This is a genomic window from Stenotrophomonas sp. SAU14A_NAIMI4_5 (assembly GCF_003086795.1).
GTDB lineage: Bacteria > Pseudomonadota > Gammaproteobacteria > Xanthomonadales > Xanthomonadaceae > Stenotrophomonas.
The window spans coordinates 3601531-3622547 of sequence record NZ_CP026003.1 but is presented as its reverse complement, the minus strand read 5'-3'; the positions used below and the strand labels follow the sequence as shown (position 1 = coordinate 3622547).

13 protein-coding genes are annotated in these 21017 nt (G+C 65.5%); 12 read left to right on the top strand and 1 reads right to left on the bottom strand.

Going from position 1 to position 21017, the window contains the following annotated elements; translation table 11 throughout:
• The first annotated feature begins 114 nt into the window (after positions 1–114).
• On the top strand, positions 115–501 hold the full coding sequence (locus tag C1925_RS16690; RefSeq protein WP_025874214.1) for a RidA family protein: 387 nt from the start codon (positions 115–117) through the stop codon (positions 499–501).
• A gap of 7 nt (positions 502–508) precedes the next feature.
• Positions 509–2620, top strand: a complete 2112-nt coding sequence (gene recG / locus C1925_RS16685) for an ATP-dependent DNA helicase RecG (protein ID WP_108769865.1) — start codon at positions 509–511, stop codon at positions 2618–2620.
• A 100-nt stretch (positions 2621–2720) separates the two neighbouring features.
• Here the strand turns inward: recG and C1925_RS16680 are convergent, their stop codons facing one another.
• Positions 2721–3131: a hypothetical protein gene (locus C1925_RS16680; protein ID WP_108769864.1), complete on the bottom strand. Its 411-nt coding sequence runs from the start codon at positions 3129–3131 to the stop codon at positions 2721–2723.
• A 507-nt stretch (positions 3132–3638) separates the two neighbouring features.
• On the opposite strand from C1925_RS16680, the gene C1925_RS16675 reads away from it, so the two are divergent.
• From C1925_RS16675 to C1925_RS16630, 10 genes are all read left to right on the top strand, one after another.
• Positions 3639–4577: a nucleoside hydrolase gene (locus C1925_RS16675; protein ID WP_108769863.1), complete on the top strand. Its 939-nt coding sequence runs from the start codon at positions 3639–3641 to the stop codon at positions 4575–4577.
• An 88-nt stretch (positions 4578–4665) separates the two neighbouring features.
• Complete coding sequence (locus C1925_RS16670) at positions 4666–4908, top strand: type B 50S ribosomal protein L31 (RefSeq protein WP_079223041.1); 243 nt, start codon at positions 4666–4668, stop codon at positions 4906–4908.
• 296 nt (positions 4909–5204) lie between these two features.
• Positions 5205–6482 (top strand): citrate synthase, encoded by a 1278-nt coding sequence (locus C1925_RS16665; protein ID WP_108769862.1) that lies wholly within the window; start codon positions 5205–5207, stop codon positions 6480–6482.
• Between the two features lie 611 nt (positions 6483–7093).
• Positions 7094–8200, top strand: a complete 1107-nt coding sequence (locus C1925_RS16660) for a hypothetical protein (RefSeq protein ID WP_108769861.1) — start codon at positions 7094–7096, stop codon at positions 8198–8200.
• Between the two features lie 521 nt (positions 8201–8721).
• Entirely contained in the window at positions 8722–9225 is a 504-nt protein-coding gene (locus tag C1925_RS16655; protein WP_108769860.1) for a CS1 type fimbrial major subunit, read from the top strand.
• A gap of 70 nt (positions 9226–9295) precedes the next feature.
• On the top strand, positions 9296–12016 hold the full coding sequence (locus C1925_RS16650) for a TcfC E-set like domain-containing protein (RefSeq protein ID WP_108769859.1): 2721 nt from the start codon (positions 9296–9298) through the stop codon (positions 12014–12016).
• The gene (locus C1925_RS16645) at positions 12013–13155 is read left to right on the top strand and encodes a CfaE/CblD family pilus tip adhesin (protein ID WP_108769858.1); all 1143 of its coding nucleotides are present in this window, start codon (positions 12013–12015) and stop codon (positions 13153–13155) included. Before C1925_RS16650 ends, C1925_RS16645 begins: the two co-directional genes overlap by 4 nt.
• Positions 13156–13173: 18 nt before the next feature.
• Positions 13174–13869, top strand: a complete 696-nt coding sequence (locus C1925_RS16640; RefSeq protein ID WP_108769857.1) for a pilus assembly protein — start codon at positions 13174–13176, stop codon at positions 13867–13869.
• Positions 13870–13939: 70 nt separating this feature from the next.
• Positions 13940–19759: an ESPR-type extended signal peptide-containing protein gene (locus C1925_RS16635; protein WP_159097551.1), complete on the top strand. Its 5820-nt coding sequence runs from the start codon at positions 13940–13942 to the stop codon at positions 19757–19759.
• A gap of 3 nt (positions 19760–19762) precedes the next feature.
• Entirely contained in the window at positions 19763–20566 is an 804-nt protein-coding gene (locus C1925_RS16630) for a hypothetical protein (protein WP_216821980.1), read from the top strand.
• The last annotated feature ends 451 nt before the right edge of the window (positions 20567–21017 follow it).

Below are 21017 nucleotides of genomic sequence, written 5' to 3'. Positions count from 1 at the left end.
GTGACGCATGGGGTCAGAGCCGTTTCCCGCCGGGAAACGGATCCGACCCCAGCCGACATCGCGCCCACCCGGTACAATCACCGCTCTGTTTTCCCCCAACGCACCGGAGCGACCATGTCCCGCCAGATCATCAACACCGAAAAGGCGCCTGCCGCCATCGGCCCGTACTCGCAGGCCGTGCGCGCCGGCAACACCGTGTACTTCTCCGGCCAGATTCCGCTGGACCCGGCCACCGGCGACATCGTCGGCGTGGGTGACGTGGAAGCGCAGGCCCGCCGCGCCTTCGACAATCTCAAGGCCGTGGCCGAAGCTGCCGGTGGTTCGCTGGACAAGGTCGTGCGCCTGGGTCTGTACCTGACCGACCTGGCCGAATTCGCCAAGGTCAACGCCGTCATGCAGGACTACTTCCAGGCCCCGTTCCCGGCCCGTTCCACCATCGAAGTCTCCGGCCTGCCGAAGGGCGCCAACTTCGAGGTCGACGCGGTGATGGTCATCGACTGACCCACCCGTGGCACGCAAGGCGGCGGTCACCCCGGCACTGTCACCGTCCGGCGAAGCATCCCTGGCGATGCTGGCCGGCGTGGGCCCGGCCGTGGCCGCCAAACTGCAGGCGCGTGGCCTGGCCACCCTGCAGGATCTGTGGCTGCACCTGCCGCTGCGCTATGAAGACCGCACCCGCCTGACCCGCATCGAAGACCTGCGCCCGGGCGTGCCCGCGCAGGTGGAAGTGCGGGTCACCGCGGTCGAACGCGGCATGCGTTACCGGCCCATGCTGAAGGTGGCGGTGGAAGACGAAGGGCGGGGCACCCTGGTGCTGCGCTTCTTCCACTTCCGCCAGCAGCAGGTCGGCCAGTTCGCGGTGGGCAACCGGCTGCGCTGCTTCGGCACGCCCAAGCCCGGCCACCTCGGCCTGGAAATCGTCCACCCCAGCTACCAGGTGCTGGGCCGCAACGACGACCCCGAACTCGGCGACCGCCTCGACCCGGTGTATCCCACCGTGGAAGGCGTCGGCCCGATGACCATGCGCAAGCTGATCGGCCAGGCCCTGGACCGCCTGCCCGAGGAAAGCACGCTGGAGCTGCTGCCCACCGGCTGGCTCGACGGCCTGGGCCTGCCGTCGCTGCGCAGCGCGCTGCTGACCGTGCACCAGCCGCCGCCGGATGCCGATCTGGCCGCGCTGGCCGCGGGCACCCACCCGGCGCAGCGACGTCTGGCGATGGAAGAACTGCTGGCCCACCACCTCAGCCTGCGCCGCCAGCGCATTGCCCTGCAGGCGCACCACGCGCCGCCGCTGGCCGGCCCGGGCAAGCTGGCCAAGGCCCTGCTGAAGCAGTTGCCGTTCGCGCTGACCGGCGCGCAGGCGCGCGTGTTCAAGCAGATCCGCGAAGACCTCGCGCGCCCCAGCCCGATGCTGCGGCTGGTGCAGGGTGACGTCGGTTCCGGCAAGACCGTGGTGGCCGCGCTGGCCGCCATGCTGTCGGTGGAGCAGGGCAAGCAGGTCGCCCTGGCCGCACCCACCGAGCTGCTGGCCGAACAGCACCTCAACAATCTTCGCGGCTGGCTGGAACCGCTGGGCGTGCGCGTCTGCTGGCTGGCCGGCAAGGTCACCGGCAAGGCGCGCGCCAAGGTGATCGAGCAGGTCGCCAATGGCGAAGCGCAGGTCGTGGTCGGCACCCATGCGCTGATGCAGGAAGCGGTGGTGTTCCAGGACCTGGCCTTGGCCATCGTCGACGAGCAGCACCGCTTCGGCGTGCACCAGCGGCTGGCCCTGCGCGACAAGGGGGCAGGCGCACACAGCGTGCCGCACCAGCTGGTGATGACCGCCACGCCCATTCCGCGCACGCTGGCGATGTCCGAATACGCGGATCTGGATGTATCGGCCATCGACGAACTGCCACCCGGCCGCACCCCGGTGCAGACCGTGGCGCTGAACAACGACCGTCGTCCCGAACTGATCGAACGCATCGCGCTGGCCTGCCAGGAAGGGCGCCAGGTGTACTGGGTCTGCACGCTCATCGAAGAAAGCGAAGAGCTGGATGCCACGCCCGCCCAGGCCACGTACGAATCGCTGCAGGCGCTGCTGCCTGGCGTGCGCGTGGGCCTGGTGCATGGCCGCCTGAAGGCGGCGGAAAAGCTGGCCACAATGGTCGCGTTCAAGGCCGGCGAGATCGATCTGCTGGTGGCCACCACCGTGATCGAAGTGGGCGTGGACGTACCCAATGCCTCGCTGATGGTGATCGAGAACGCCGAGCGTCTCGGCCTGGCCCAGCTGCACCAGCTGCGCGGTCGGGTGGGGCGTGGATCGGCGGTATCGCGCTGCGTGCTGCTGTACCAGGCGCCGCTTTCGCAGATGGCGCGCGAGCGCCTGCAGACGATGCGCGAAACCAACGATGGCTTCGTCATCGCCGAGAAGGATCTGGAGCTGCGCGGTCCTGGCGAACTGCTGGGCACCCGCCAGACCGGCCTGGCCGGTTTCCGCATTGCCGATCTGGCCCGCGACGCCGGCCTGCTGCCCGGCGTGCACGACCTGGCCGAACGCCTGCTGGCCCAGCAACCCGCGCTGGCCGACCGCGTGGTCAACCGCTGGATCGGCACCGCCGTGCGCTACGCCTCGGCGTAGCCGCCGAAGGGGTCAGATCCCTTTGCACAGCAAAGGGCTCTGACCCCATCCACGACGCGACCGATCATCCACGCATGGCGTGGATCTACTGGGCAACGGGCTACGCCGCAGGCAACTGCGTGCCCACGTATTCGGACAACCCACGGCAGGCCAGCAGCAGGCCCTCGCGCACGTCATCGCCGACGTTCTGCGCCTCTTCACCATCCACGCGCAGGCGCTCACTGGCGTGCAGCATTTCCAACAGCAACGTCAGGCCCGCCGCCGCGCGGTCGATGCGGGCGAGCGCCATGCATTGCCCGGGGGAATGCCGCTCGCTCCGCCACGGTTGGCCATCGGCACCTTCGCCGTGGCGGATGCGGCGCAGGCAGTCCAGCAGGCTGGGGCCTTCACCGGTGTTGGCGGCCTGGGTGGCAGACAGCGTGGTTTCCAGCGTGCGTGCCAAAGCATCGGGGATGCTGGCGGCGGCGTCGCCCAAGGTGGCGAACAGCAGGGGATAGTGGGAAGCAGTCATGTCGGCAATCCTCGTGCACAAGGCAGGAAGCCACCGTCGCGAAGGCGAGGGTGGCGGGCGGTGAGTGGTTCCAATACCGGTGACCAATGCTGATAAGCCGGCGGGCACGAAGCCCCCACGCACCGCCCGCCATAGGAGGCGCGGACGGATCGCCTGCCGGACGCCGCGCAGCAACACGCACGCAACGCCGGCAGGCAAGCGTAAACATCATTGGTCAAACGGGATTGGAAGCCCGTGCCATCCGTTGTCGATGGCACCGCATCATTTCCATGCGGTCCTTGTGGTCTCAATGAGGATTGTTTGAAACCTCGAAATACGTGCAATTGGAGGGTGGGTGCGTGTTTTGGGTTGATTGCGTCAGTCCTTGGGAGGGGATGGGGTCAGAGCCCTTGCCCTCTGGGCAAGGGATCCGACCCTGTCCCCGTCGCATCTGCCCTCGGGGCAGGGTGGTCTTGCAACGGTCATCAACCCGGTCCACACTTCGTTGCCGATCTGAAGACGGCAACGATGACCCACAAGATCCCGCTGTTGATCGACACCGACCCCGGTGTGGACGACGCCCTGGCCCTGCTGATGGCCTTCGCCGATGAACGGCACGACGTGGTCGCCCTGACCATCGCCGCCGGCAATGTCGGCCTCGACTACACCGTCCGCAACGCCCTCAAGCTCTGCGACATCGTCGGCCGCACCGACGTGCCGGTGTTCGCTGGCAGCCCCGATCCGCTGATCCACCCCTCGATGGACGCTGCCCACGTGCACGGCCGCGACGGCTATGGCGATGTCGACCTGCCGCCGCCGAGCCGCCAGGCCGAGGCCGAGCACGCCGCGCTGGCCATCCTGCGCCTGTCGCACCAGTACGCCGGCGAGCTGATGCTGGTGATGCTCGGCCCGCTGACCAACCTGGCGCTGGCGCTGAAACTGGACCCGACCCTGCCGCAGCGCATCAAGCGCATCGTGGTGATGGGCGGCGCCGTCACCTGCCACGGCAACATCACCCCGGCCGCCGAATTCAACATCGCCTTCGACCCCGAAGCCGCGCATGTGGTGTTCACCTCGTTCAAGCACCTGCTGGTGTCCGACTGGGAGGCTACTGTCGCCCACGGCCTGCCGCTGGAGCAGGCGGAGCAGTGGCTGCAGGCCGATTCCGACCGCGCACGCTTCTATGAGCTGATCTCGCGCAAGACCCGCGCGCTGTCCGAAGACGCCAAGGGTGGCCGCTGGTACACCGCCGATGCGGTGGCCATGGCCTGGGCGCTGAACCCGGAAGGCCAGCTGCAGGTGGAATCGCGTCCGCTGAACGTGGAACTGAACGGAACGTTCAGCCGCGGCGCCACCATCGTCGACTGGAACCGCCAGACCGGCCAGCCGGACAACTGCGACCTGCTGATGGCCTACGACCAGGCCCGTTTCGAGGCCCTGGTCCGGCAGGCGCTGGGCGCCAATTGATCCCGATGTGCAAACACCGGTTGCCCCACGCGGCAACCGGTGTTTATAATGCCGCTCTTGACCACCAGCCCATTTACGGTGTGAGCCCATGAAGGCCGATATCCATCCGAACTACCGCGACGTCGTCTTCGAAGACGTCACTTCCGATTTCAAGATCCTGACCCGCTCCACCATGGCGACCAAGGAAACCACCACCTGGACCGACGGTAACGAATACCCGCTGGTCAAGGTCGAAATTTCCTCGGCTTCGCACCCGTTCTACACGGGCAAGCACAAGGTGATCGACACCTCGGGCCGTATCGACAAGTTCCAGAAGCGCTACGCGCGCTGATCCGTCGATCCAGCTTCGAACCGACGGCCGCGCTTTGCGCGGCCGTTTGTTTTTGTCCGGCGCCCACCCAACGGGCGTTTGGAATGGCGGAACAGACCGTTCAGGGGATGGCGTCTTTGCCCATCAAGGCCGCTTGCCGGCAGGGTTGCTGCTGCCCGTCGTCTACGACTTCCGTCTAGCACCCGACAAATGCTGCTGTGCGATAATGACCTGATCCCCGGCACAGGCCGAGGACGTCATTCACGTGCCTGACCAATGCGCTTGGGCAGGCGCCTTCCCATGAAGGAGCGCACACAGTGTCCGATCTTGATCAGGTCACGCTCAACGCCGGCGACAAGTCGGTCGTTCTGCCCGTCATCAAACCCACCCTTGGCAACGACTGCGTCGACATTGCGAAGCTGACCAAGGAAACGGGGTATTTCACCTACGATTCCGGCTTCACCGCCACGGCCAGCTGCAAGTCCGCCATCACCTACATCGATGGCGACAAGGGCGTGCTGCTGTACCGCGGCTACCCGATCGAACAGCTGTCGGAAAAGTCGAGCTACGTCGAAGTGGCCTACCTGCTGATCAACGGCGAGCGCCCGAGCGCCGAGCAGCTGAAGGCCTTCACCGATGAGCTGACCGCCGAAGCCAACGTCGATGAGTCGATCAACACCCTGATCGGCAGCTTCGCCAAGGATGCCCACCCGATGGCCATCCTGACCGCCGCCATCGCGCAGCTGTCGGGCATCTACCACGCCTCGCTGGACCTGTCCGACGCCGAACAGCGCCGCCAGGCCGCCGTGCGCCTGATCGCCAAGGTGCCGACCCTGTCGGCCCTGATCTACCGCCACGGCAAGGGCCTGCCGGCCAACAAGCCGGACACCTCGCTGGATTACGTCAGCCGCTTCCTGAAGCAGACCTTCGAGTCGGCGGATGGCCAGTACGATCTGAACCCGGACGTGGTCAAGGCACTGGACCTGCTGTTCATCCTGCACGCCGACCACGAGCAGAACGCCTCGACCTCGACCGTGCGCCTGGTCGGTTCGACCGGTGCCAACCCGTACGCGTCGGTCGCCGCTGGCGTCACCGCGCTGTGGGGTCCGGCCCACGGCGGTGCCAACGAAGCCGTGCTGAAGATGCTGGAAGAGATCGGCACTGCCGACAACGTCGAGTCCGCCGTGGTCAAGGCCAAGGACAAGACCTCCGGCTTCCGCCTGATGGGCTTCGGCCACCGCGTGTACAAGAACTTCGACCCGCGCGCCAAGGTCATCGGTGAGATGACCGGCAAGGTGCTCAAGCAGCTGGGCGTGCAGGATCCGCTGCTGGACGTGGCCGTGAAGCTGGAACAGGCCGCGCTGCAGGACGAGTACTTCGTCGCTCGCAAGCTGTACCCGAACGTCGATTTCTACAGCGGCATCATCTACAAGGCGCTGCAGATCCCGACCGAAATGTTCACCGTCATGTTCGCCCTGGGCCGTACCTCCGGCTGGGTGTCGCATTGGCTGGAACAGCAGGTCGATCCGGAAATGAAGATCGGCCGTCCGCGCCAGGTCTACACCGGCGCCGACGTGCGCGACTACCAGGGCTGATCGCCTGCGATAGGTTGTGTTGAGAGCGCCCCGCATCCGCGGGGCGTTTTTTTGCGTCGGATGGGCCTGCCGGGCTCTGGTAGCGCCGGGCCATGCCCGGCGGCTCCTGCCTTTGCGCGTCCGCGCAAAACCATCCACGCATGGCGTGGATCTACTGACACCCGGCACCGTACCCCGGTAGCGCCGGGCCATGCCCCGGCGGCTCCTGCCCTGGTGGGTGCGGACCGTTGGTCCGCACGATGTCGACGCACGCGCAAAACCATCCACGCATGGCGTGGGAACTACCGACACTTGGCACCGTACCCGGTAGCGCCGGGCCGTGCCCGGCGGCTCCTGCCTTGGTATGCGCGTCCGCGCAAAAACCATCCACGCATGGCGTGGATCTACTGACGTGTTCTCCGATCCATGCCCGGCGGCTCCTGCCTTTGCGCGTCCGCGCAAAACCATCCACGCATGGCGTGGATCTACTGATGTGCTCATCGATGCACGCGTGGCGTCGATCTACCCGCGCCAAGACCGCGTGATTTACAGGTCTCACCAGCTTCACAAGCGCTCGCGCAGCCTCGTCATGGCCAGCTGCAGCCGCAGCATTGTTACGGAGCCTTCATTCCATGAGTACCCGATTCGATCCACCCGAGCGCGGCCCGCTCGGCCCTGACGTCGCCACCGTCGTCACCGCGCCCATCGTCGCGCCGCCCAGCGAAAGCGCCGTGTCCTGGGGCGCGATATTCGCGGGCGCCGCCGCGGCTGCCGCGCTCTCCCTCGTCCTGTTGATCCTCGGCGTCGGCCTGGGCCTGTCCTCGGTCTCGCCGTGGTCGTTCGAAGGCGTCAGCAAAGAAACCTTCGGCTGGTCCAGCGTCGCCTGGCTCACCTTCACCGCACTGGCCGCCTCCGGCCTGGGTGGTTATCTGGCCGGTCGCCTGCGCACCAAGTGGACGCAGATCCACGGCGATGAAACCTACTTTCGCGATACCGCGCACGGCTTCGTGTCGTGGGCCGTCGCCACGCTGCTCACCGCCGGTCTGCTGACCTCGGCCATTGGCGGTGTGCTGGGTGCCGGTGCCAAGGTTGCGGGCGCCACCGCAGGTGCTGCAGCGTCCACTGCAGGCGTTGCCGCAGCCGGTGCCGGTGCGGCGGCTGCGGGTGCGCCGGAAGGCGACCTCAACTATTGGGTGGATTCGCTGTTCCGTAATGCAACCACTCCGGTCCCGGGCCCGGACGCCGCCGCTGCGCCGCCGGCCCCGCCTGCACCGGGTGCCGCCCCGGGCAGCAATGCCCCGATGGATCCCGCTGCACCGCCGCCGCCGCCGGTCGCTGCAACTGCCGGCCCGCGTGATGCCCGCACGGCCCCGCCGCCGCGCCCGATGCCGGGCCATGGCCCGATGGGCGACCGTCGTGAGGTGCGTGCCGAAGTGAACCGCATCATCGTCAACAGCCTGCAGGGTGATGGCCTCGACCCGGCCGACACGCAGTATCTATCGCAGCTGATCGCTCGCGAAACCGGCATGAGCCAAGCCGAAGCCCAGGCCCGCGTGACCGACGTGCAGACGCGCATGCGTGCTGCGCTGGAAAAGGCCAAGAACACGGCCAAGCAGGCGGCTGACGACGCCCGCAAGGCCACGGCCTATGCCGCACTGTGGCTGTTCATCACCCTGCTGATCGGTGCGTTCTTCGCCAGCCTCAGCGCCACCTGGGGCGGCCGCCGCCGCGATCTGTAACCCGCAATCCATGCAAGGAGACCTGCCATGAAAATGATTCTGCTCTGGCTGTTGGGCGTGCCGATTCCGCTGTTGATCCTGTACGCGATCTTCTTCTGACAGCACACGTTTGAATGATCTGACCATCAGGCCGCCGAAAGGCGGCCTGATGCGTTTGGGGTAGCGCAGGGCCATGCACGGCGGCGTTCGTTCCATCCACGCATGGCGTGGATCTACTGCTACGCGTTTGCTCCGTGAATCCACAGTAGAGCCACGCCATGCGTGGATGCTTTCCACGTGTTCAATGAGGTTAGTTGCAAAAGCAATGGCGAAAAGTTGCATCTCTCTCAAACCTTGACCGCCATCCCCAAAACTCCTTAACAACCAGATATTTAGGAATCGTTGAATGGTCAACGGGGGGTAGGGGTTCCTACCATTCTCTCCGTCGCCACTCCCTACCTCCGGCGTGGTGACGCTCCCCTCCCACCCTCCTTCCTCCGGGAGGGGAGCTTCTTCCCTTCATTGTCCGAGAGAGACAACCGATGAAAACCATTCTGAAGAAGGTCGCGCTGGCTGCAGCGCTGGCCACCGCTTCGCTGTCCGCACACGCCGCCGAAGTCGATATTGCCGTCTGGGCTGACGTCGACCCGACCCTGGCCATGCTGAAGGCCGACGGTACCGCCCTTGATGACTCGGTCAAGCTGTCGCATGACCCGGCCACCGGCCTGCTGCTGGCATGGACCCAGCGTGTACGCATCCACAGCAACGACATCGACAAGGACATCACTGTGCGCCTCGGCGCCAGCCCGTCACTCATGCCGGAAGGCAGTGCCGGCGGCACCGCCGTACCGCTGGCCGTGAGCCTCAACGGTGAAGCGCTGTCCACGACGGCGAAAGACTTCGAAGCCAGCAAGATCTTCGATGGCGCGCTGCCGGGCCGTTCCATTCCGATGGACCTGACCATCGGCCAGGGCAACACCACCGCCATCGCCACTGCTGGCAAGTACTCGGGCATTGTCACGCTGGCCTTCATCCAGAAGCCGTAACCGGCCGTTCCAGCCGTAACACCCCCGCGCCGGCCCGACCACCGGGCCGGCCGCACCAGGCACCCCATCCATGAAAGCTCCCGCACCCGCCGTCACCCGGCTGGCGGTCGCGCTCGCCTTGTCGTTGGCCACGCCGCTGGTCGCGGCACGCGGCGTTCCCGTCGGTTTCGAGGATCTGGTCGAAGGCCAGGTCGAACAGCTCGACATCCGCCTGTTCGGCCGCAGCGCCGGGCTGTCGCCGGTGCGCGTCACCCTGGAACACGTGCAGCTGGAAGATCCCGCACGCGTGCTGCAGGCGCTTGACCTGTCGGCCGATGCCCAGGCCGCGCTGCTGCCCGCACTCTCGCAGCCGATGGCGCGCAACAGCCACCTGGCCTGCCGCTTCGGCGGCGCCGAAGCCGGTTGCGGCTACCTCGATCCGCCGGAAGACCCCAGCACCGTGCGCGCGCTGTACGACGAAGGCGAGGGCGCCGTGCGCCTGTTCGTTGCCAAGCAATGGATCACCGCCGAGCCCGCCGCCGACCGCTTCCACCAGATCAGCAGCAATGCGGAGAATGCCTTCCTGCACCAGCAGACCATCAACCTCAGCGGCGGCCGTGGCTACCAGGCCATCACCGCCCAAGGCGCGGGCGCGCTGGGAATGTTCGAGCGCGGCCACATCGCCGTGGACTGGAACCTCAACAGCCAGCAGTACCGCGGTGGCCGCCGCCGCCACGATTTCCAGTTCGACAACGCGTATTACCGCCATGACCTGGGCCCGCAGCACTACCTGCAGGCCGGGCGCATGGACCGCCGCAACCTGTCCAGCCCGCAGGGCGGCACCTTCAGTTTCAGCATGCTGCCGATGGACCGCTTCGCCGGCCTGCGCATCGGCACCACCCAGGCCTATGTGGATACCGAAGCGGCCGTGCAATCCACGCCGCTGACCGTGCTGCTGGCCCGCGATGCACGCGTGGACGCCTTCGATGGCGAGCGCCTGCTGCAGAGCTTCTACCTGCAGGCCGGCATCAACGACCTGGACACGCGCCGGTTCCCGTTCGGCAACTACACCATCACCCTGCGCATCTACGAAGACGGCGTGCTGGTGCGCAGCGAAGAAGCACCGTTTGACAAGGGCGGCGACTGGGCCAACAGCAGCGTTCAGTGGTTCATGCAGGGCGGCCGCCGCAACGAGCGCCGCAGCGATCGCTTCGATGGCGAGATGGCCGCCATGGTCGGCCTGCGCGTGCCCATGGGCCGCGATGCCGCCATCACCGCCGGTGCCGCCGATCTCGGTGGCTTCAGCTACGGCGAGCTACGCGTGGACCTGCGCCACCTGTTCACCACCCAGGACGTGCGCGCCAGCTTCAGCGGCATGCGTGGCAGTGATGGCAGCCGCGGCCAGCAGCACCAGCTGTCGTACCGCCGCAAGGCGTCCTGGAACGTCTACCAGCAGCGCCTGCGTGGGCGCGCCTGCCAGTTCGAAACCGATACCCGCGACCGCCTGGCCTGCGCCGATTCGCTCAGCGCTTCGATGTCGCTGCCAGTGGCCGGTGGCAACGCCTACGTCGCCTACACCCGCCGACAGACCTGGAGCCGCGGCACCGTGCTCAACACCGACCCCGATGACCCGATGGCCGCGCTCGACCCGCTGCTGCCGTGGGAGCCGCGCTACAGCCGCGATCCCAACCTCACCCGCACCTGGCAGGCCAGTTACAGCCGCGTGCAGCGCTGGCAGGAGTTCAGCGTATCCACCCGCGTGGGCGTGTGGCAGCAGGGCACCCAGCGCAGCGTGGGCGACAGCCGCGACCGCGGCATCTTCATCAACCTCAGCCTGACCCGTCTGCAGCGCCGCGACATCGGCAGCTCGCAGCGCCGCTATGCCGTGGATGTGCGCCAGCCGCAGCACGCGCGCCCCGATGTGAACTACAGCGCCGGCCAGACCCTGCGCCAGGAAGTGGATGCGCAGTACCGCGAGGCCACCGTGGACCTGCGCGGCAACAACAACGACCGCTACAGCGCATCGCTGAGCGGGCAGACCCAGAACAAATACGGCCACACCGGCGCCAGCGTGGCGCACTACCAGCAGCGCGGCGGCAACGAGGTGACCTACAGCGCCACCCACAGCTCCGGGCTGGCGCTGGGCCGCCGTGGTTTCTACTGGGGCGGTGGCCTGGGCGCCGAAGCCGGCCTGGCCGTGCAGGTCGATGGCACCGACGATCTGGAACTGACCGGCGTGGCTGCCGAGCTGCAGGTGGGCGGACAGCGCAAGCAGCGTCTGGCGCTGGGCGAACGCCGGCTGATGCCGCTGCCGGCCTATCAATCGCACCGCGCCGAAGTGCAGGACGCCAGCGCACTGAACAGCGACGCCGCCATCCGTGTGACCGGCGTGGGCGGCGCACGCCCGCTGTTCCTCGCGCCCGGACGCCTGGTGCGCATGCCGGTGCCGATTGAAGTGACCTACACCTTCATCGGCAACGCCCGCGACGTGGCCGGCGTGCCGCTGGGCGGCGCCCGCATCCTCAACGCCCCCGTGCCCGGCACCGGCAGCAACGGCGGCTTCGTGGCCGACTTCCCGCGCCGCGAACGCACCCTGTACCTGCTGCAGGACGACCGCCTTCTGCATTGCCCGCTGCAGGTTCGCGAGCGCCGCAGCGTGGTGATGCTGGTGGGCGCAGTGCACTGCGAGCCGCTGGCCGTGGCCCAGCTGCCAGCCGAGATCCGCCAGCAGGCGCGGGTGACGCGGCTGCTGCAGGAACAGGCACTGATTGCAGGCACGCAGCGGACCGCTGCGGCAGGAGGTACGCCATGAAGCGCGCGCTGCGTGGATTGATGTGGGTGATGTTGAGTACGGCGCTGGTGCTGATGGTGCCGCGGGCGTTTGCGCAGCGGCCGCCGGAGACGCATCCGGTGAGCGAGCACCGGGACATTGTGATGAGTTGGGATCGCTCGGCGTTGCCTGGGGATGTGGAGCTTTGGGCGCCTAGGACGTTACTTGGGTTCAGTAGCGATGCCAGCCTGGACTATGGGCAGCTCCATCTCACTTGTCGCTCAAACACTGACCCAAGTACTGGGGCCTGCGCTTCTGAAGGGATGATGGACCTCAGTACGCTTGCGACGAGCATTCGCATTCAAGCGACGGAGATGCGTTCGGGTTTGATGACCGAGCTTCGGGCGCGCGCATGGGTTGAGCGCGCAATCAGTGGGGGACGTTGCCTAGGTGACTACTGGGTGCGCGCCCAGCGGCCGATCAACACCGCAAGAGGGGAAGATTGCGCGGGGTACTGGTCAACGGGTACTGGAGCAGCGCTGATCATCCCAGAAGATGAGATGGCACGACTAGTGGCTGGGCACTGGCAAGCAACCCTGAATTTGTCTATGCACAGTGCTCTTGGTGGAGCAGTCACTGCCAACTACAGCTTCAGCTTTGACTTCACCATCACCGACCGCGACGCAGTAGCCATCTACTTCCCGCACTTCGACGAAATCTCGCCGCACGTCGGCATGAACCTTCGCTACGACCCCATCGCCCAGACCGTGGGTGGCGGCACGACCGTGGATATGTGCCTGTACGACGGCCTCGGCTCGCAGGCGCCATATCTCGGCGTGACCGTTCGTGATTCCGGTGGTCGAACACCTGGCCCCAGCGGCTTCTCCGCCTGGCACCGCGACAGTGGTGGCACTGGCGACAACGCGCGCCTCGATTACGGCGTCACGCTCGACTACAACGGCGCGCCATTGTCCATGCGCAATGGCGTGGAAGAACAGCTCACCGGCATCGACACCGCAAAGCTGACGCTGGTGGTGCTGCCCGGCATGAGCCAGCCCGTGTTCTGCGTGGATACGCCGCTGCGCCTGAACATGCCGCGCGTTCCCATCGCCGAGAAACAACCCGGCTACTACCGCGGCGACCTGAAGGTCGAGCTCCGCGTGCCCACCGGCGTGCCTTGATCCCCACCAGGAAGTTCCATGAAACGTCTCTCACTCTGTCTGCTCCCGTTCTGCCTGCTGCTGGCACTGCCCGCACAGGCCAACCTGACCGTGCACCCCATGCGCACCTCGGTGGATGCCAAGCGCGGCACCCAGATCCGCGTCTATTCACAGTCCACCCAGCCGCAGTACATCCAGGCATCGCTGCGTCGCATCGTCGATCCAGCAGGTGCGGAAGAGACCGAGGTCGAGGTGGAGCCCGGTGACGCCGCCATCGCGGTAACGCCCGGCAAGTTCGCGCTGTCCGGTGGCGGCAACCGCCTTATCCGTGTCATTCCGCTGCAGCCGGTCGAACGCGAAACCGCCTACCGCGTGTACTTCGAAGGCGTCGCTGGCCCGGAGGCAGCGTCGGCCGAAACGAAGGAACAGGCCGAGGCAAAAGTTGGCGTGAACCTGGTCTGGGGCGCGCTGGTGAATGTGCTGCCGCATGACGGCACGGTACTGCCGCGCGTGCAGGGCAACCGCCTGCGCAACGACGGCACGCTGCGCCTTGGCATCACCAGCATTGCCGACTGCGTGGGCAGCCGCTGCACGGCCTATGACGTCTCAAAGAGCCTATACCCGGGCAGCGCGCTGGAGCTGCCCTTCGCTGTCGAACCCGGGCACACCGTGCAACTGCGCTACCGGCTGACCCGCGATGGCTACCGCGAGCACGTACAGACCCTCACGCCCTGAATCCCCACACCCCGCCACGCGCAGGGCGCGGGCGGGTTCCTCTCTGTCCCTGTTGTTAAGGAGAAAAACCATGAACAAGATCTATCGTCGCCTATGGTCCACCGCCCGGCAGTGCTGGGTCGTGGCGAGTGAATTGGCCGCGCCGCGCGGAAAGGCCGCATCCACGGTCCTCAAGAGCATGTCGTTCTGCCTTCTGCTGATGCCGGGTGCGCTGATGGCGCAGGAGCTGGAAAGTGAAGTTGGCGCAGAGGAGGAGCTGGACGCTTCGCTGTCTGACGGCTCGTTGCCGCACGCACTCCGGCTGATTGCGCAGTCAAACAGAGATGCGCAGCTCTACGCCGCCGCGTTCGCAGGGCAGGATTCGCTTCAGTTGGGGGTGGGCGCTAATGCCGCAGGAAGCTACAACGCAGCCGTTGGCCCGGGGGCACGCTCCAGCGGTTACGCATCATCCGCATTCGGGCACTTGGCCGTTGCGATCGGGCAGAGCAGTACCGCCATTGGCGCAGGGTCAAACGCAACAGGTGGCTTCGCACTCGCGCTTGGCCACAAAGCGAATGCAAGTGGTATGGGTTCGATAGCACTGGGCTATGACTCGGTTGCAAGTGAGGACTATTCCGTTTCTGTGGGGAGTAGCAGCCGGAAGCGAAAGATTGTGAACGTGGACGATGGGGCTCTCAACAGCAACAGCTTTGAAGTGGTCAACGGCCGCCAGCTGCAGAGGGTAATCGACAGCACGCGGGTACCGACGCTGTTGATGGATGCGGGTACCGAAATTCGAGAGGCGGATCGCGCAATTGCAAGTGGATTCGGTTCACTGGCTATTGGGCAGATCGCTCGCGCTGCGGGTGAGGGCGCGGTATCGCTGGGGCACGATGCTATTGCTGACTCAAACAACGCCGTTGCAATGGGTAGTGGGTCCTATGTCTCCGCTGAGTTTGGCGTTGCTCTGGGAGGGAACGCGCGGGCAACCCACAAAAACTCGGTGGCCTTGGGAGAGAAGTCGGTGACCACCGGCGAGAAACAGGTTTCCGTAGGCAGCGCTGCGTTCAAACGCAAGATTGTCAATCTGGATGATGGCGCGATCAACGCAAGTAGTAGCGAGGCTGTAACAGGCCGGCAGCTGTTCCAAGAGAGTCAGCGTGTGGGCGGTCTGGTAAAGCAGGCCAGTGTCGGTGGCACCATGTATATCGGTGCGGATAACACCGGCAACGTCCTCACCGTCAGCAACAAGAATGGCGGCAAACGCTACGTCAACGGCGTGCAGAATGCCACGTTGAGCGCGTCCAGCAGCGATGCCGTTACTGGCCAGCAATTGTTCGCAACCAACAATCAGCTGGCTGCCGCTGTCGCACGCCTCGAAGCGGAGGCGCCAGCGCTTGGCAGGGCCGCCGCAGCAGAGGGCGCTGGCGCAAATTCGGGCACTGCCGTGGGCAACGCCAGTAAGGCCTACAACAACCGCAGTGTAGCGCTGGGCAATGACGCCCGGGCTGGCGTGGATGCCGCGGGTAATAAGCTGGCAGACGCCCATGGCGCAGTGTCCTTGGGCGGCGGCACGCGCAGCGGGGAGTCTTCCACTGCCGCAGGCAACGGAGCGCAGGCCGTCGGTAAGCAGGCCGTAGCGGTGGGCGCACAGGCGAAGGCCACCGGACAGCTCTCTACCGCGATGGGTTACAACGCCCAGGCGACAACCGGGCAGGCAACTGCCATCGGTCGCGAGACCGTTGCGTCTGGCACCTATTCAACCGCGCTGGGCAATCTTTCCAAGGCGACTGCTGAAAGCGCCGTCGCACTCGGCGACCGAGCCGAGGCCAGCCACTATCGCTCCGTCGCGCTGGGACGCCAATCGGTGACCACCGCAAATGACCAAGTCTCCGTGGGCAATGCGAGCATCAATCTCAAGCGCAGGATCGTCAATGTGCAAGACGGGGCGCTCAGTGCAGGCAGCAGCGAGGCCGTAACCGGTAATCAGCTTTTTGCCACCAACACTACGCTGGGTACTGTCCAGGCTACTGCAAACCAGGCGAAGGCGACTGCCGATCTCGGGCTGAGCAAGGCAGACTGGCTGGGCCGACTGATCAGTGGTGGGCCGACCGGCGGCGTGCAGATTGGGGCCGAGAATGCCGGGAGCCTGCTTTCGGTTCGCAACCAGACCGGCGGCAGGCGCGTCATCACCGGCCTGCATAATGCCGATCTGAGCACCGCCAGTACTGAAGCCGTGACCGGTCAGCAGTTGTTTGCAACCAACAACAACGTCGCCACTGCGCAGGCCGCAGCCGATGCGGCGTCGGGCAAGGCCGATGCGTTGGGTGGTCTGGTCAGCCAGGTCACGCCCAATGGGAGTCTGCGCCTTGGCGGCGAGAACACGGGTGGCGCATTGGACGTGCGCAACAAGGCGGGTACTGGCCGCGTTGTTGATGGCGTGGCCGCAGGTCGTATTGCAACGGACAGCGACGAGGCCATTTCGGGCAAGCAGCTGTACGCCACCGAGGCGCGCATCAATGCGGTGATCAAGACTGCCGTTGATGCGCAGACCGTCGCGAACCGTGCAGAAGGCAAGGCCGACGTGCTTGGCGGTCTGGTAAAGCAGGAGTCAGCCAGCGGCAGCATGCGCTTGGGTGGCGAGAACACGGGAGGCGTGCTGGACGTACGCAACAAGTCTGGCGCTGGTCGTAGCCTGACCGGCCTCGCCGACGGTGCAATCAGCGCGACCAGTACCGAAGCCGTGACCGGCAAGCAGCTGCAGGCCACCCATGATCGTCTGGCAACGGCTCAGTCGCGTGCAGACGCCGCACACGCAGGGGCGACTGCGGCGCAGGCAACAGCCGATCAGGCCAAGGCCAAGGCCGATGCCACGGGCAATGCCGTGGCCACGGCAGGGGCCATCGACTACGACAAGCGCGCCACCGCCAGTGGCAATCTGGCCATGGCCATGGGGCAGGCCGCCAAGGCCAATGGCACTGCGGCGTTTGCCATGGGTCATAGCGCGATTGCGGCCGGTGACAATGCCGTTTCCGTGGGTAGCGCATCGTCTGCCTCCGCCCGGGCCGCCGTGGCACTGGGTGGCAATGCAAAAGCAAAGCACGAGAACTCCGTTGCACTGGGTGAGCGCTCGGAGACCGGTGGTACCAACGAGGTATCGGTGGGTAACGCTGTGACCGGCCTCAAGCGCCGCGTCGTGAACGTTGACGATGCACGTCTGACCGATAGCAGCACCGATGCAGTAACTGGTAAGCAGTTGTTCGCCACCAATGAGAAGGTGCAGGCGAACGAGGCTGTGCTGGCAGGTCACGGCACCGATCTGGCGGCGCAGTCTGGCCGCATTGCTGACAATCGACGCGATCTGGATGCGTTGCGCTCGGAGTTTGAGGACTTCGATCCGGATTTGGACGGCGTGGTGAAGTTTGCTGCCGATGGAAGCGTGGATATCGCTGGCGGGAAGCTGCGTGGCGTGGCAGCGGGTGATATCAGCTCGGCGACGAGTACTGATGCGGTGACTGGTGGGCAGCTCTTTGATACCAATCGGCGTGTTGAGGCTATGGAGTTGGTAGGACGATTTTTGAAGATCGCGACCAACGAGTTCAGTGAAGATGCTTCGGCTGGCAATTTCTCAGTAGCAATCGGCGACTCCGCGGAGGCCGGCTCCTCCTCGGCAGTCGCAGCAACAGCTGTTGGATCATTCGCAAGAGCACTTGGTACAGGTAGCGTCGCGATTGGCAGCTCTGCATTCGTGGAGCAGAGTTCTGAGAACGGGTTCGCATTGGGCGGTGGCGCCAGCGTCTACAGCAGCAATGGCTCGGCTATCGGAGGATCGGCAAAGGTAGATGCAGGAGCTGAGTATTCCGTCGCCTTGGGTTCGGGTTCTGTGGCCAGCGAACAGTACGTGGTTTCAGTTGGCAATGCGGGACTGAAGCGCCGAGTTACAAACGTTGAACGAGGCCATGGTGAGCATGATGCAAGTACGATCGGACAGCTCGCAGACTCCTTGTCGGTCCTCGGCGGTGGCGCGGGCATGAATTCTAACGGCGACATCATCGCTCCAACCTACAACGTCCAAGGCGGCACTCAAAACAACGTCGGTGACGCCCTGGCCGCACTGGACAGCGCTGTGGTCACTGCGGACAGCCGCGTAGATAGCCTGGAAGGCAAGCTGCGCTCCGCATTCCAGGATGGCCCGTCCGTTCGCGCCGATGGCCTGAATCAGCTGGTGCTGGCCGGCGCCAACGGCTCGGTGCTGACCAACCTGGCCGACGGTCGGATTGCCGCCGGCAGTCGTGATGCTGTGAATGGTAGCCAGCTGTTTGAGGCGAAGCAGGAGATCGCCCGCAACCGCAATGATCTGAATGATCTGCGCGGTGAGCGTGATGGCCTGCTGTCGCGTGGGCTGATGGCAGCGGAGCAGGGTAACGTGATCGACTTCGGCGGCGCTCGTTTGACGGGTGTTGCTGATGGGGTGGTCTCTGCGGAGAGCCGAGATGTGGTCAGCGGTCGGCAGCTATTTGCCACACATAGAGCAATGGAGAAGATCCAGGATCGTACTCGCCATATTGCACTAGGAGACGCTGGCGATGGAGAAGTGGCCACAATCGCAGGGGGCTACGGTGTTGCGATTGGTGCCGGAGCGACGGCGTCTGTTGGTAGTGAGGGCGGGACTGCCATCGGCGCGTACTCGGCAGCGGATGGAAGAAATTCTGTTGCATTGGGTCGTGGGTCATACGTCCACGCAAGAGCCGAGGATGGCTTTGCTGTTGGCGTTCGCTCGTATGTGGGGGCGAGCGGAGGTCTTGCGATAGGTGCGAGTAGCCAGGTTCAATCGTCAGCATCGAATGCGGTCGCACTTGGCACGTTCTCCGTCGCAACAGACAGAAATACCGTATCGGTTGGCGCCGATTGGCTCCAACGCCGCATCGTAAACGTAGCCAGCGGCCGCAACGCTACCGATGTAGCCACCGTCGGCCAGCTCCGCGGTGCCCTCGCCACCCTCGGCGGTGATGTCGACGCCAACGGCAACATCATCAATCCCAACTTCAATGTGCAGGGCAGCCATCAGTCCACCCTCAACGAAGCCCTGTCCACGCTGGACTCCGCCGTCGTCACCAACACCACCCGCACCGACCGCGTGGAATCCCAGCTGCGCTCGGTCTTCCAGGACAGCCCCAGCGTCCGCAACGACGGCCTGAACCAGCTCACCTTCGCCGGTGCCAACGGCATGGTGCTGTCCAACGTCGCCAACGGTGCCATCGCCGCGGGCAGCCGCGATGCGGTCAACGGCGGCCAGCTGCATTCCATGCAGCAGCAGCTCAACGGCCGCATGGACGGGCTGGAGCAGCGTATCGACGGCCAGCCGCAGGCCCTGCAGTCGCGCGCCCTCACCTTGGCGGCTGTGGACAGCGCCGCATCGTCCACCACGGCAGCCACGCCGGCCGCCGACGAGCCGGCTGCACCGCCGCCGTCCAGCGGTGACAACAAGGTCGTAGCCGATGCCGGCAACGCACCGAAGTCCTCACCGCAGCCGCAGGCCGACGCGCCCAAGCCGGAATCGCCCAAGCCGCAGGTGGATACCGCCGAGCTGGAGAAGATGCTGGCCCGTGCCAACGAGTACAGCGATGGCATCTCCCGCGAGGTGGATGCGCGCCTGGACAAGATGGACAAGCGCTTCAACCGCATGGCGGCGATGAGCAGTGCGCAGAGTGCGATGGCCATGAACACCGCCGGCCTGAACACCTACAACCGCCTGGGGGCGGGCGTGGGTTACAGCGATGGCGAATCGGCCATGGCCGTGGGCTACCAGCGCGTGTTGAACGACAAGGGCTCGGCCACCTTCAGCCTCAATGGTGCCTTCACCAACAGTGGTGAACGCAGCATGGGCGTGGGTGTGGGCATCGGCTGGTAAGCCGTGCAGCCCCGGCGTGGCGCGCAGAAGGATGCCCGTTGCGCCGGGGCACTTCAAAGGGAGATGGCGATGTACAAACGGTTCAGCCGTTTCATGACCTACCGGCGCTTCTATGTGTGGCGCGCGCGGTACAACTATGTAGTGCGCAGCATCAATGGATGGACGCTTGTCTACGCGCTGCTGGTGCTGGGCCTGGTGTATTCCTGCTGGATCATCTGGAAGATCAGCAACCCGCCGGTACCGCGTGTGCATCCGGAGGCGGCCAGGGTGCAGGTGCGGTTGATCCGTGAGCAGTCGATGCATCGCGTGGCCGTCGCACTCCACGGCGGCGGCAAGCCCGGGCAGGATTACACCACGGCCGACGAGGTACGTGCGGCGACGTTGCGCGCGATGCGGGCGCGTGAGCTCTACCTGGGTGAGGAGTCCAAGCAGCTGCAGGCCGACATGCTGGCGGATATCTCCGACTACATCCGGGCGACGGGTGTATGTGCGCCTTTCATCTGCTGGCATGTGAAAGAGAGCGTCGCGCAGCTGCAAAGGGCAGGGCAGCGCACGGCTGCCCTGGATGAAGCGCTGCGGCCGATGTTGAATCTGCCCGGCGGGGCGCTGCCGCCACTGGAAGGAGAACTGGACCGGTTGCAGAACTCGTGGTCCGACCCGTTCCAGGATGTGGTCTTCCACGGCTGGATGCTCAGCGACATGCAGGTGCTGCACGAGCGCATGATGAAGGAGTACCCCCAGCGCGAGCCGATGCCGTGGTTGTCGCGGTTGATGGACAAGCCGTTGGACCCGCGTTACGCCATGTGATGCGTTGGGGGATGTAACGCCGCTGCGCTCGCCGGGCATGGCCCGGCGCTACCGTGGCGGTGCCATCTGGTAGCAGCCGAGCGTGGGCTCGGCTCTTGTGTCTTGGAATGGCGCCCTGATCAGGCACAATTCCCCCGGTGACCCCGGGAGGCTCCGATGACGCTGCCTCGGCTCTTAAGCCTTCGAGCTTGCAAAGTAGATTCAGCGCGTCGGCGGCCTGACACCGCCTTGGAACTTGAACGGTATCTTAGGCCCACCTTCGGGTGAGAGCCTGCACTCACAAGGGCAAGTCTGGCGGCTTCCGATCACGATCGTAAGTTCAAGCTGGAGCAAGATCATGCAAGTAATCGGCAATGACATGGCCAAGGCGACCTTTGATGTTGCCCTGCCACTGTCCGACGGCAAGTACCGCACTAAAGCCAAATTTCCCAATACGACCAAGGGTTATACG

Coding starts and splice junctions, on each gene's coding strand:
- C1925_RS16690 (WP_025874214.1), top strand. CDS start 115: ATGTCCCGCCAGATCATCAACACCGAAAAGGCGCCTGCCGCCATCGGC.
- C1925_RS16670 (WP_079223041.1), top strand. CDS start 4,666: ATGAAGGCCGATATCCATCCGAACTACCGCGACGTCGTCTTCGAAGAC.
- C1925_RS16650 (WP_108769859.1), top strand. CDS start 9,296: ATGAAAGCTCCCGCACCCGCCGTCACCCGGCTGGCGGTCGCGCTCGCC.
- C1925_RS16645 (WP_108769858.1), top strand. CDS start 12,013: ATGAAGCGCGCGCTGCGTGGATTGATGTGGGTGATGTTGAGTACGGCG.
- C1925_RS16675 (WP_108769863.1), top strand. CDS start 3,639: ATGACCCACAAGATCCCGCTGTTGATCGACACCGACCCCGGTGTGGAC.
- C1925_RS16640 (WP_108769857.1), top strand. CDS start 13,174: ATGAAACGTCTCTCACTCTGTCTGCTCCCGTTCTGCCTGCTGCTGGCA.
- C1925_RS16680 (WP_108769864.1), bottom strand. CDS start 3,131: ATGACTGCTTCCCACTATCCCCTGCTGTTCGCCACCTTGGGCGACGCC.
- C1925_RS16655 (WP_108769860.1), top strand. CDS start 8,722: ATGAAAACCATTCTGAAGAAGGTCGCGCTGGCTGCAGCGCTGGCCACC.
- C1925_RS16660 (WP_108769861.1), top strand. CDS start 7,094: ATGAGTACCCGATTCGATCCACCCGAGCGCGGCCCGCTCGGCCCTGAC.
- C1925_RS16635 (WP_159097551.1), top strand. CDS start 13,940: ATGAACAAGATCTATCGTCGCCTATGGTCCACCGCCCGGCAGTGCTGG.